Below are 12,976 nucleotides of genomic sequence, written 5' to 3'. Positions count from 1 at the left end.
ACGGGTACTTTTACAAAAACAGACAATATCGCCGGAGAAGCCGCCCCGTTACGCCGGATCATCCCCTTTTTCACCGCTGTTACTGTGTGCGGAAACTTCAATCACATGCTCACCGAGCAGGATGCGTTCCACATCATCCCCTTTCACATGACGGAAATCCTGTCCCTTCACATAGTAGAAGATAAATTCACAGATATTCTGGCAACGGTCACCGATACGTTCGATAGAGCGGGCGCAGAACAGTGCGGTCAGGACACTCGGGATAGTGCGCGGATCTTCCATCATATAAGTCATCAGCTGACGGACAATCCCCTCATATTCCTGATCGACTTTCTGGTCTTCGCGGTAGATACGGATAGCTTCCTGAATATCCATACGCGCAAAAGCATCCAGGACATCATGCAGCATCTGAATCGCGTGACGGCCAAGGGATTCAAGGCTGACCAGCAGCGGCTGATGCTGTTGTGAGAATTTTTCCAGTGCGGTTTTGGCAATTTTATCACCCACATCGCCAATGCGCTCAAGTTCGGCGATTGTCTTTGAAATTGCCATAATCAGGCGAAGATCACTCGCCGTCGGCTGCCGCTTGGCAATAATACGGACGCAGGCCTCATCAATCATCACTTCCATGATATTGACCTGCTTGTCACCGGCGATAACTTCACGCGCCAGGTCTTCATCCTGGTTATGCATGGCGGTGATCGCTTTGCTGAGCTGCTCTTCCACCAGCCCGCCCATCGTCATCATTTCTGTGCGGATATGCTCTAATTCAGCATTAAACTGCCCGGAAATATGTTTATTGTGATTCAGATTTTCCATGATTGTCTCCGCATCAGCCATAACGACCGGTGATGTAATCTTCGGTTTGTTTCTTACCCGGGGTGGTAAACAGGGTATCAGTATCACTGAATTCAATCAGTTCGCCCAGATACATAAACGCAGTATGGTCAGAACAACGCGCCGCCTGCTGCATGTTATGGGTGACGATCACCACGGTATATTCCGATTTCAGCTCACTGATAAGTTCTTCAATACGGCCGGTGGAGATTGGATCCAGCGCCGAGCACGGCTCATCCAGCAGCAGAACCTCAGGGCGGATAGCAATACCGCGCGCAATACACAGACGCTGCTGCTGACCGCCGGAGAGGCTGTAGCCGCTCTGATGCAGCTTGTCTTTGGTTTCATTCCACAGCGCCGCTTTGGTCAGCGCCCACTGTACCCGCTCATCCATTTCGGCACGCGGCAGTTTTTCAAACAGGCGGACACCGAAAGCAATATTGTCATAAATAGACATCGGGAACGGCGTCGGTTTCTGGAACACCATACCCACTTTGGCGCGTAATAACGCGATATCCTGGGTATCTGTCAGAATATTGGTGCCATCCAGCAGGATTTCACCTTCCGCACGCTGCTCATTATACAGCGCGTACATTTTATTGAAGGTACGCAGCAGGGTCGATTTCCCGCAACCGGACGGACCGATAAAGGCCGTGACTTTATTTTTGGCAATATCCAGCGAAATGTTTTTCAGCGCGTGGAACTGGCCGTAATAGAAGTTCAGATCACGGACCTGAATTTTGCTTTCAGTTACGTTTTGAATTTTACTCATGACTCTCTCTCATTCATCCGCAGTCATTTAATCAGTGCTTTTTCTTCGCAAACAGCACACGCGCCACGATATTAATTAACAGCACACACAGTGTGATCAGCAGAACACCCGCCCAGGCCAGACTCTGCCACTCCGCAAACGGACTCATGGCAAACTTGAAGATAGTGACCGGCAGGTTGGCAATCGGCTGCATCAGATCCGTACTCCAGAACTGGTTGGAGAGGGAGGTAAAGAGCAGCGGTGCCGTTTCCCCGGCAATACGGGCAATCGCCAGCAGCACCCCGGTGATAATCCCGGAAACCGAGGCTTTCAGGGTAATCGCTGAAATCATTTTCCATTTCGGTGTGCCGAGGGCATACGCCGCTTCACGCAGGCTGTCCGGCACCAGACGCAGCATGTTTTCCGTGGTACGGATAACAATCGGGATCTGTAACAGCGCCAGGGCAATCACCCCCGCCCAGCCGGAGAAGTGCTGCATTTGCATCACCACAATGGTGTAAACAAACAGCCCGACCACAATCGACGGTGCGGATAATAAAATATCGTTAATAAAACGGGTCACTTCCGCCAGCCAGGATTTACGGCCGTATTCCGCCAGATAAACCCCGGCGAGAATGCCCAGCGGTGTCCCGATAACCGTAGCCCATAAAATCAGCAGGCCGGAACCGACAATGGCGTTCGCCAGCCCGCCGCCTTCCGTATTCGGCGGTGGTGTCATTTCGGTGAACAGCGCCAGCGACATGCCGTCCATCCCTTTGGTGACTGTCGAGAACAGGATCCAGATTAACCAGAACAGCCCGAATGCCATCGTGGACATGGATAAGAACAGAGCAATACGGTTTTTCTGACGGCGCCAGTACTGACGTTTCTGCCGTGCGCTGATATCCACTTTCGGTTGTTGAATATTCATTTCAGCCATCTCAGCGCCCCTCTTTCTTATTCAGACGCATCACCATAAATTTGGAGATAGCAAGGACGATAAAGGTGATGACAAACAGGATCAGCCCCAGCTCCATCAGTGCTGCGGTATGCAGCCCGGATTCCGCTTCGGCGAATTCGTTCGCCAGTGCCGAGGTAATACTGTTGCCCGGCATATACAGCGAGAAGCTGTCCAGCTGATAGGTGTTACCGATGATAAAGGTCACCGCCATGGTCTCACCCAGGGCGCGTCCCAGACCCAGCATCACGCCGCCGATCACCCCGTTTTTGGTGTACGGCAGCACAATCCGCCAGATCACCTCCCAGGTGGTACAGCCGATGCCGTAAGCCGATTCTTTCATCATCACCGGCGTCTGCTCGAACACATCACGCATGACCGAGGCAATATAAGGGATGATCATAATGGCGAGGATAACACCCGCCGCCAGAATACCGATACCGAATGCCGGACCGGAGAACAGCTCGCCGACAATCGGGATGCTCGACATCACCTCGCCGACCGGCTGCTGGAAATAGGTGGCAAATAACGGGGCAAAGACAAACAGTCCCCACATGCCGTAAACGATACTCGGAATGGCCGCTAACAGTTCGATTGCGATACCCAGCGGGCGGCGCAGCCAGTTAGGTGCCAGTTCTGTCAGGAACAGCGCGATCCCGAAACTCACCGGGACGGCAATCAGCAGTGCGATAACCGAGGTCACGATGGTGCCGTAAATCGGTACCAGTGCCCCGTACTCTTCCGCCGGCGGGTTCCACTCTTTATTCCATAAGAAACCTAAGCCAAATTTTTCAATACTCGGCCAGGACGCAATAATCAGTGAAATAATAATTCCGCCCAGCAACAACAGCGTAATCAGTGCCGCCAGTTTTACCAGGGCACTGAAAAATTGATCGCCGCGTTTGCCGGGTGGTTTCATTGCCGTTTTCAGTTCGGCCATAGTCGCTTCCGTCTTTAACACAGATCCCCCCGGTACGGGGGGATCAATTACTGGTAATTCAAAATCACTTCATCATCTGCCGTATCAGTACAGCGGCTTACCGCTGCTGTCTTTGACACTGGTTTTCCATGATGCACGGACTTGTTCAATCACTTCCTGCGGCAGTACTGCATAATCCAGTTTTTCTGCCTGCTCACCGCCGTTCTTGTATGCCCAGTCAAAGAATTTCAGAACTTCCTGCCCTTTGGCGGCATCTTTCTGATTGGTGTGGACCAGGATGAAAGTGGTGGAGGTAATCGGCCATGCGTTCGGACCCGGCTGGTTAGTCAGATCCTGAGCGAAGCTTTTTGTCCACTCGGCTTTACGTGCTGCGTTACTGAAGCTTTCACCGGTCGGGGATACCGCATCGCCGTCCGCAGAAATCAGCTTGGTGTAAGCCAGTTTGTTCTGTTTGGCGTAGGCGTATTCCACGTAACCGATAGAGCCCGGCAGACGCTGAACAAAGGCCGCAATACCGTCGTTACCTTTACCGCCCAGACCGACCGGCCAGTTAACGGTAGAGCCTGCGCCGACTTTCTCTTTCCAGTCAGGGCTGACTTTGGACAGGTAGCTGGTGAAGACGAACGAGGTGCCGGAACCATCCGCACGGCGGACAACCGCGATATCCTGATCCGGCAGTTTCACTGACGGGTTCAGTTTGGTAATTGCCGGGTCATTCCATTTTTTGATGTTACCCAGGTAGATATCACCCAGGGTTTTACCGTCGAGCACCAGTTCACCGGATTTCAGACCCGGCAGGTTGACGGCCAGCACCACACCGCCGATTACGGTCGGGAACTGGAATAAGTTATCAGCGGCCAGTTTATCTTCGGACAGCGGCGCATCTGACGCCCCGAAATCAACAGTGTTGGCGACAATCTGCTTCACGCCGCCGGAGGAGCCAATCCCCTGGTAGTTTACTTTGTTACCGGTTTCTTTCTGGTAAGTATCAGCCCACTGCGCATACACCGGCGCAGGGAATGTTGCACCCGCCCCGGTCAGACTGGTCGCGGCAAATGCAGAAAATGCAGAGAGAGAAAGTGTCGCTGCCATAACAGTGGCTACTGCGGTACGCATCGGTTTCATGATCCCTCCTGACGGGATTTATAGATAATGACGATAAACGTTGTATCTGGTTAATGTCGGAACATGAGGGAAAATAGGACAATCTGGTGACAATAATATGTAGGTTATATGACAGTTTTATGACACTGCAGGTGCGCGGGAACACAAACGCGGAAAAATGATGCGAAAGAACAAAAGCAGGATATACAACCAACAAACTGATTTTATTGAGATTAAAAACAAAATCCCCGGGATAATCGCTTACCGCGGGGATTTATGACAGCCACATGACGATGACATGCCGCTGTCATAATAATTAATCGTCTCTGTCATCCGGCAGCGGCAGCATCACGCGGATACGGAATCCGCCGCGCTGACTGCGGCCGACCTCGATTTTACCGTCATGCGCATCCACAATACGGCGCAGAATAGCCAGCCCCAGCCCGGTGCCTTTATTGCTGCGCGCTTTCTCACCCTGCACAAACGGCTGGAACAAATGCGGGATATCCGCCTCATCAATACCGTTGCCGTCATCTTCCACCTGAAACCAGGCAAAATGTGCATCCAGACCACTGCTGACACGTATCCAGCCGTTACCGTAGCGGGTGGCATTCACCAGCATGTTGCCCAGCGCGCGTTTAATCGCAATCGGGTTACCGGTGAGATAAACCGGTGCCTGAATAACATCATTCTGAAGTGTGACATCCGAGTGGATGTGCGCTTCAGTCACCTCATTAAGGACAGATGTCAGTTCCAGATGCACCATCTCCATTTCACGGCCGGTACGCAGATACGCCATAAACTGCTCAATGATACCGTCACACTCTTCGATATCATTGTTAATGGATTCCGCCAGATAGTCATCCTCCGGGCTCATCATTTCCGTTGCCAGACGAATGCGCGTCAGCGGCGTGCGCAGGTCATGACTGACACCGGCCATCAGGACAGTACGATCCTGCTCCAGCGTTTTGATATCGCGGGACATCTGGTTAAACGAACGGATCACCGAGCGCACTTCCGCGGCGCCGGCTTCCCGTACCGGGACCAGCGGCCCGCCGGTACCGATTTGCCGCGCAGCGGATTCCAGCTCGGTCAGCGGGCGGTTCTGATAACGGATAAATAACCAGACCCCGGCAAAGACAATCAGCAGAAAGGCAAAAATATAACGGAAGACCGGCGAGAACTGATCCTGACCAATTTCAGTCAGCGGCACTCTCACCCAGACATCCGGCGCAATATAGGAGTTCAGCCACAGCACGGGATAATCACGGCTGACTTCCAGCCGGACATCCGCGTAGCCATCCAGATAATGACTCATCTGTTTACTGAGGGATTCAAAATGACGCGCCCAGCGCAATCCGCCCTCATCAGCTGTTTCTTCGGTAAAAAAGGTAATGCCCAGCTCTTCATAAATTTTCTTACGCAGTGCCGGCGAAACACGTACTGCGGTTCCGTCCTTCAGCACCATTTTTTCGCTCATCAGTGTGCGCACTTCATAAGCCAGAACCCGGTTAAACTGTTGCAGACTGGGCATGACAATAAAGTTCACTACGGCCAGATAACTCGTTGTTATAGTTGCAAACAACAGGAAGATGACCAGAAATAACGAGCGCGAAAAGGTACTTCTCGGCGAGAACCGCAGCCGCTTCATGCTTTATTGCCGTCCGGAACGAAGACGTAACCCAGTCCCCAGACGGTCTGGATATAACGCGGATGTGTCGGATCTTCCTCAATCATGCGGCGCAGACGGGAAATCTGCACGTCGATTGAACGTTCCATCGCACTGTATTCACGGCCGCGCGCCAGGCTCATCAGCTTATCGCGGGACAGCGGTTCACGCGGGTGTGACACCAGCACTTTCAGTACGGCAAACTCACCGCTGGTCAGCGGCATGTTTTCATCTTCGTGGAACATCTCGCGGGTGCCGAGGTTCAGCCGGAACTTACCGAACTGAATCACAGCGTCATCCTGGGACGGCGCACCCGGCAGTTCATTCGCCTGACGGCGCAGCACCGCACGGATACGTGCCAGCAGTTCACGCGGGTTAAACGGTTTCGGAATATAATCATCCGCCCCGATTTCCAGCCCGACGATACGATCCACTTCTTCCCCTTTCGCCGTCACCATAATGATCGGAATCGGGTTATTCTGGCTTCTCAGACGGCGGCAGATAGACAGCCCGTCTTCGCCCGGTAACATCAGGTCCAGGACAATAAGATGAATTGATTCGCGCGTCAGCAGACGATCCATTTGTTCCGCGTTTGCGGCGGTACGGACCTGGAAACCCTGCTCACTCAGATAGCGCTCAAGCAGCGCACGCAGACGCATGTCATCATCAACGACAAGGATCTTATAACTTTCCTGCATGTTTGACTCCCGGGTTCATTTTTTCATGCAACTCTTCAGATTAATTGTGCCTATTCAGCAATCGGCTGATAGCGGATAGACAAAATGACATAATTCACTTCACCGTTAGGTGTTATTACCGTTACTTCATCTTCCGCCTGTTTTCCGATTAATGCCCGGGCCACAGGGGAATCAACTGAAATCCATTTCTTTGCCGGTGAAAATTCATCAGGTCCGACGATGCGAAAAGTCTGAATTTCTTCATCATCATTTTCCAGCTCCACCCACGCCCCGAAAAATACTTTTCCTTCCTGGCGGGGGTCCGGCTCAACTATTTTTAAATTATCCAGACGTTTTGAAAGAAACCTCACGCGTCTGTCAATTTCACGCAGACGTTTCTTTCCGTATATATACTCGGCATTTTCCGAGCGATCACCCTGCGCAGCGGCTTCTGACACTGCCTGAGTGACTTGCGGGCGTTCTGTTTTCCAGAGATATTTTAACTCCTGATCCAGCGCATCCCATCCTTCACGGGTAATCAGGTTACTTTTTGCCATATGTTACCTAAACAAAAAATAAATTATTTAAATAAATTGTAATACTAAATGCATTTTCTGAAAGATAACAGCAATGCATAATTCATTTATATTACTTTATATCGGCTGGTAATTCCCGTTTTGAACACGTATAACTGTCCCCTGAAATTTTTTTACGTCAATTTATCGCAGCCGGAAAGAATATCATGATGAATGAATCTCTGAGCCAGATTATTGCCGGTGAACTGAAGGCACAAACCCGCCAGGTCACCGCCGCAATTACCCTGCTGGATGAGGGAAATACTGTCCCTTTTATCGCCCGCTACCGGAAAGAAGTTACCGGCGGCCTGGATGATACTCAGCTGCGTCAGCTGGAAACCCGTCTCAGCTACCTGCGCGAACTGAACGACCGCCGTCAGACCATCCTCAAATCCATTGAGGAACAGGGCAAACTGACCCCTGAACTGGCGGGGGCGATTAACGGTACTCTCAGCAAAACAGAGCTGGAAGACCTCTACCTGCCTTACAAACCCAAGCGCCGCACACGCGGACAGATTGCGGCAGAAGCCGGTCTGGAACCGCTGGCAGACACGCTGTGGCAGGACCCGTCACAGACCCCGGAAACCCTCGCCGCCACCTATATTGACAGCGAAAAAGGCGTGGCAGACACCAAAGCCGCCCTTGACGGTGCACGCTACATTCTGATGGAGCGTTTCGCGGAAGATGCCGGTCTGCTGGGGAAAGTCCGTGATTACCTGTGGCGTAATGCGCACCTGGTTTCCGTTGTGATCAGCGGTAAAGAAGCGGAAGGCGCAAAATTCAGTGATTATTTTGATCACCACGAACCGATTGCCAATGTCCCGTCACACCGCGCCCTGGCAATGTTCCGCGGCCGTAATGAGGGAATTCTGCAACTCTCCCTCAATGCTGATCCGCAGTGTGAGGAGCCGCCGAAAGAGAGCTATTGCGAAGAACTCATCCGCGATTACCTCGGTGTCCGCTTTAACAATGCCCCGGCAGACAGCTGGCGCAAAGCGGTGGTGAGCTGGACATGGCGGGTGAAAGTGCTGCTGCACCTCGAAACCGAACTGATGGCCGCGCTGCGCGAAAAAGCAGAAGATGAGGCCATTAATGTCTTCGCCCGTAACCTCAGTGATTTACTGATGGCGGCACCGGCCGGTATGCGCGCGACGATGGGACTGGACCCGGGTCTGCGTACCGGGGTGAAAGTGGCGGTGGTGGATGCCACCGGTAAAGTGCTGGCCACTGACACCATTTATCCGCACACCGGACAGACCGCCAAAGCAGCGGCGTCAGTCGCGGCACTCTGCCTGAAATACCATGTTGAACTGGTGGCTATCGGTAACGGTACCGCCTCCCGCGAAACCGAGCGTTTCTTTGCGGATGTGCAGAAACAGTTCCCGGATATCAAAGCCCAGAAAGTGATCGTCAGCGAAGCCGGAGCCTCAGTTTACTCCGCGTCAGAACTGGCAGCGGCAGAGTTTCCGGATCTGGATGTCTCACTGCGCGGGGCGGTTTCTATCGCCCGCCGGTTACAGGATCCGCTGGCTGAGCTGGTAAAAATCGATCCGAAATCCATCGGGGTCGGCCAGTATCAGCATGATGTCAGCCAGACACAACTCGCCCGCAAGCTGGATGCGGTGGTGGAAGACTGCGTAAACGCCGTCGGCGTTGACCTCAATACCGCCTCTGTCGCCCTGCTGACCCGCGTTGCCGGACTGAGCAAAGTCATTGCACAGAATATTGTTGACTGGCGTGATGAAAACGGCCGTTTTGCTGACCGCAAACAGTTGCTGAAAGTCGCACGTCTCGGCCCGAAAGCCTTTGAGCAGTGTGCCGGATTCCTGCGTATCGCGGGCGGAAAAAATGCGCTGGACGCCTCCACTGTTCACCCGGAAGCCTATCCGGTGGTGGAAAAAATCCTTCAGGCCACAGAAAAAACCCTCAGCGACCTGATGGGTAACAGTGATGTGCTGCGTAACCTGAAAGCGCAGGACTTTGTTACTGAACAATTCGGTGTGCCGACGGTTTCTGACATCCTCAAAGAGCTGCAGAAACCCGGCCGTGACCCGCGTCCGGAGTTCAAAACCGCGACCTTTGCCGATGGCATTGAAACCATGAATGACCTGCGTCCGGGTATGGTACTGGAAGGCGCGGTCACCAACGTGACCAATTTCGGTGCTTTTGTGGATATCGGTGTTCATCAGGACGGACTGGTGCATATCTCCTCGCTGGCAAACCGCTATGTGGAAGATCCGCATACTGTGGTGAAAGCCGGGGATATTGTCAGCGTCAAAGTGCTGGATGTGGATATCGCCCGTAAGCGTATCGCGCTGACCATGCGGATGGATGAGGAGCCGGAAACGGCAGCCCGCCGCGGCGGCGGCAGTGATAAGCCACGGGCGGAAAAACGGCAGAACAGCCGCCCTGCCCGTAACGGTAACAGTGACACCTCTGCCGGCAACAGCGCGATGGGTGATGCCCTCGCCGCCGCTTTCGGTAAGCGTAAGTAACTCCCCTCTGTATCCTGTACGCGGCAGCGCCTGCTGCCCGTACTTTCCCCTCCCGTTAGTCGTGTATTGCGTTAATCAGTGGTAAAAATTGTTACTAACGTAAATCAATACGTGAAATATCTGCTCTCAATTGTTTTATACGCCGGATATCTTGATATACATCAAACTTCACTGGTTACTTTTCGGGCTAAATAGGTAAAACATTGTTGGTTATGATTTGCATTTACAGTATCAATTAAGTTTGTAAGGATATTTTTCTGCCGGACTGTTCGTGCGATAATCATTTGCAATATCATTCCTTTTTGCATGGTTAACCGGAGCCTTTATGACACTTCAGCCACAACACAGTTATAAAATTCTGGGCTTTTCCGGGCAAATCAGCCCGGCATACCGTCAGAAATTATTGTCTCTGGGCATGCTGCCCGGCTCCGTTTTCCGGGTGATCCGCAGCGCACCGCTGGGCGATCCGATCCAAATCGAAACCCGGCACGTCAACCTGATGCTCAGAAAAAAAGACCTGGCGCTGCTGATGCTTGATGACGTGCAGGTATAACCCGCCGCACATCCCGCGCTGACTCACTTCTTTCCTTCTGCCTCCGGCAGGAGGGGTTTGTATTTATTGATTGGCATATGACACTATGAAAGCACTCACCCTGGGACTCATCGGTAATCCCAATTCAGGGAAGACCACGCTGTTCAACCAGTTAACCGGTTCCAAACAACGCGTCGGCAACTGGGCCGGTGTGACCGTGGAACGGAAAATCGGTTATTTCACCACACCGGAACACAAGATTGAGCTGGTGGATTTGCCCGGTACCTACTCACTGACCACCATCTCCGAGCAAACGTCCTTAGACGAACAAATTGCCTGTCACTTTATCCTCAGCGGTGAAGCGGACATGCTGATTAACGTCGTCGATGCATCCAACCTCGAGCGTAACCTTTATCTGACACTGCAACTGCTGGAACTGGGTGTTCCCTGCATTATTGCCCTCAATATGCTGGATATCGCTGATAAAGCGAATATCAATATTGATATCAAAGCCCTGTCAGAACGTCTCGGCTGCCCGGTCATCCCGCTGGTCTCCACCCGCGCGTCCGGTATCTGTGAGCTGAAAGCGGCGATCGATAAACACTCAATGGCACCACATGACGTGCTGGTGAACTATCCGGCGGCACTGCTCGACAGCATGAACAGCCTCGCACAATCTATTCCCGCAGAGGAATTCAGTGCCACACAGCGCCGCTGGCTGGCACTGCAAAGTCTGGAAGGGGATATCTACAGCCAGGCCCGCGCCGGTTTCACACCGGAGCATGTACAGTCCGTCCGTGATGCGATGCAGGCACAGCAGCAGGAAGAGCCGGAACTGGTGATTGCGGATGCCCGCTACCAGACGATTGCGGATATCTGCGAAAAAACCATTGATAACAGCCATTCCGAGCCGAACAAACTGACCGCTTCGATGGACAGAATTGTCCTCAACCGCTGGCTGGGCGTGCCGGTATTCCTGTTTGTGATGTATCTGATGTTCGTGCTTGCCATCAATATCGGCGGGGCATTACAGCCGTTGTTTGAAGGCGGTTCGGAAGCCATTTTCATTAACGGGACACAATGGCTGGGGATCACCCTCGGCTTCCCGGACTGGCTGACCATCTTCCTCGCCCAGGGGGTCGGCGGTGGTATCAACACCGTGCTACCACTGGTGCCGCAAATCGGGATGATGTACCTGTTCCTCTCCTTCCTGGAAGATTCCGGCTATATGGCCCGCGCCGCATTTGTGATGGACAGACTGATGCAGGCACTCGGACTGCCGGGCAAATCCTTTGTGCCGCTGATTGTCGGTTTCGGCTGTAACGTGCCGTCCATTATGGGTGCCAGAACCCTGGATGCGCCGCGTGAGCGGCTGATCACCGTCCTGATGGCACCGTTTATGTCCTGCGGGGCACGGCTGGCAATCTTTGCGGTTTTCGCCGCGGCGTTCTTCGGCAAAAGCGGCGCAAGCATTGTATTCTCCCTGTATATCCTCGGGATTGTGGTGGCTATCCTCACCGGTCTGCTGCTCAAGCACACTATCATGCGCGGGGAAGCCTCACCGTTTGTGATGGAACTGCCGGTGTACCATGTGCCGCATATGAAAACCCTGTTTATGCAGACCTGGCAGCGCCTGAAAGGCTTTGTGGTACGTGCGGGTAAAGTAATTATTGTCGCCAGTATGGTGATCGGTGCACTGAACAGCTTCAGTTTCTCCGGCAAACCGGCGGACAGCATCAATGATTCCGCACTGGCTTCGGTCAGTAAAGTGGTCACTCCGCTGCTCAGCCCGATTGGTGTAACCAATGATAACTGGCAGGCGACTGTCGGTCTGATCACCGGTGCGATGGCGAAAGAAGTGGTGGTCGGGACACTGAACACCCTCTACACCGCCGAGAGTATCACCAACGAACCGTTTGATCCGGAAGCTTTCGATTTATGGGGCGAGCTGGGTGATGCTGTCAATGAAACCCTGGATTCACTGGCAGATACGTTCACGTTCGCAGCCTTGTCCAACCCGATCGAAGCCAGTAAAGGTGACGGTGAAATGGATGGCGGCACCATGGGTACCATGGCCGCGAAATTCGGTTCTGGTGTCGCTGCATACAGCTATCTGATCTTTGTACTGCTGTATGTACCGTGTGTGTCGGTGATGGGGGCTATCGCCCGTGAAACCAGCCGCGGCTGGATGACGTTCTCTATCCTGTGGGGTCTGAACGTGGCTTACTCACTGGCCGCACTGTTCTATCAGGCAGCCACATTCAGTGCGCATCCGGGCAGCAGTTCTGTGATTATCGCTGTGGTGGTGATTTTCAACCTGATTCTGTTTGCGCTGTTACGCCGCACACGCAGCCGGGTGAATCTCAGCGGCTTCCGCCGTGATGCACACAGCCGCTGCGGTGGCTGCTCCGGTAACGAGTGCCACTGATAAAAGGACA

11 protein-coding genes are annotated in these 12,976 nt (G+C 53.1%); 3 read left to right on the top strand and 8 right to left on the bottom strand.

Annotated features, from left to right (window positions below; genetic code table 11):
* Positions 1-48: 48 nt before the first annotated feature.
* From phoU to greB, 8 genes are all read right to left on the bottom strand, one after another.
* Positions 49-819: a phosphate signaling complex protein PhoU gene (gene phoU / locus JC793_RS00800; RefSeq protein ID WP_107679949.1), complete on the bottom strand. Its 771-nt coding sequence runs from the start codon at positions 817-819 to the stop codon at positions 49-51.
* Positions 820-832: 13 nt separating this feature from the next.
* Positions 833-1,609: a phosphate ABC transporter ATP-binding protein PstB gene (gene pstB, locus JC793_RS00795; RefSeq protein WP_004237979.1), complete on the bottom strand. Its 777-nt coding sequence runs from the start codon at positions 1,607-1,609 to the stop codon at positions 833-835.
* A gap of 31 nt (positions 1,610-1,640) precedes the next feature.
* Complete coding sequence (pstA, locus tag JC793_RS00790) at positions 1,641-2,528, bottom strand: phosphate ABC transporter permease PstA (RefSeq protein WP_107679889.1); 888 nt, start codon at positions 2,526-2,528, stop codon at positions 1,641-1,643.
* Position 2,529: 1 nt separating this feature from the next.
* Positions 2,530-3,486: a phosphate ABC transporter permease PstC gene (gene pstC, locus JC793_RS00785; RefSeq protein WP_054423462.1), complete on the bottom strand. Its 957-nt coding sequence runs from the start codon at positions 3,484-3,486 to the stop codon at positions 2,530-2,532.
* An 84-nt stretch (positions 3,487-3,570) separates the two neighbouring features.
* Positions 3,571-4,611 carry a phosphate ABC transporter substrate-binding protein PstS gene (gene pstS / locus JC793_RS00780; protein ID WP_107679888.1) on the bottom strand — a complete coding sequence of 347 codons (1,041 nt, stop codon included), beginning with the start codon at positions 4,609-4,611 and terminating at the stop codon, positions 3,571-3,573.
* A 295-nt stretch (positions 4,612-4,906) separates the two neighbouring features.
* Positions 4,907-6,241, bottom strand: a complete 1,335-nt coding sequence (gene envZ / locus JC793_RS00775; protein WP_166706823.1) for a two-component system sensor histidine kinase EnvZ — start codon at positions 6,239-6,241, stop codon at positions 4,907-4,909.
* The gene (ompR, locus tag JC793_RS00770; protein WP_046895021.1) at positions 6,238-6,957 is read right to left on the bottom strand and encodes an osmolarity response regulator transcription factor OmpR; all 720 of its coding nucleotides are present in this window, start codon (positions 6,955-6,957) and stop codon (positions 6,238-6,240) included. The genes envZ and ompR overlap by 4 nt, the downstream gene beginning before the upstream one ends.
* Before the next feature lie 50 nt (positions 6,958-7,007).
* Positions 7,008-7,493, bottom strand: coding sequence for a transcription elongation factor GreB (greB, locus tag JC793_RS00765; protein ID WP_052927185.1), 486 nt, complete (start codon positions 7,491-7,493; stop codon positions 7,008-7,010).
* Between the two features lie 185 nt (positions 7,494-7,678).
* On the opposite strand from greB, the gene JC793_RS00760 reads away from it, so the two are divergent.
* The 3 genes from JC793_RS00760 (at position 7,679) to feoB (ending at position 12,966) form a co-directional block, all read left to right on the top strand.
* On the top strand, positions 7,679-10,006 hold the full coding sequence (locus tag JC793_RS00760) for a Tex family protein (protein ID WP_052927184.1): 2,328 nt from the start codon (positions 7,679-7,681) through the stop codon (positions 10,004-10,006).
* Between the two features lie 325 nt (positions 10,007-10,331).
* Positions 10,332-10,559, top strand: coding sequence for a ferrous iron transporter A (gene feoA, locus JC793_RS00755; protein ID WP_186725358.1), 228 nt, complete (start codon positions 10,332-10,334; stop codon positions 10,557-10,559).
* A gap of 85 nt (positions 10,560-10,644) precedes the next feature.
* The gene (feoB, locus tag JC793_RS00750) at positions 10,645-12,966 is read left to right on the top strand and encodes a Fe(2+) transporter permease subunit FeoB (protein ID WP_052927183.1); all 2,322 of its coding nucleotides are present in this window, start codon (positions 10,645-10,647) and stop codon (positions 12,964-12,966) included.
* Positions 12,967-12,976 lie beyond the last annotated feature (10 nt).

This window comes from Morganella morganii (assembly GCF_019242955.1).
Taxonomy (GTDB): domain Bacteria; phylum Pseudomonadota; class Gammaproteobacteria; order Enterobacterales; family Enterobacteriaceae; genus Morganella; species Morganella sibonii.
This window is presented reverse-complemented; position numbering and strand designations above follow the sequence as displayed.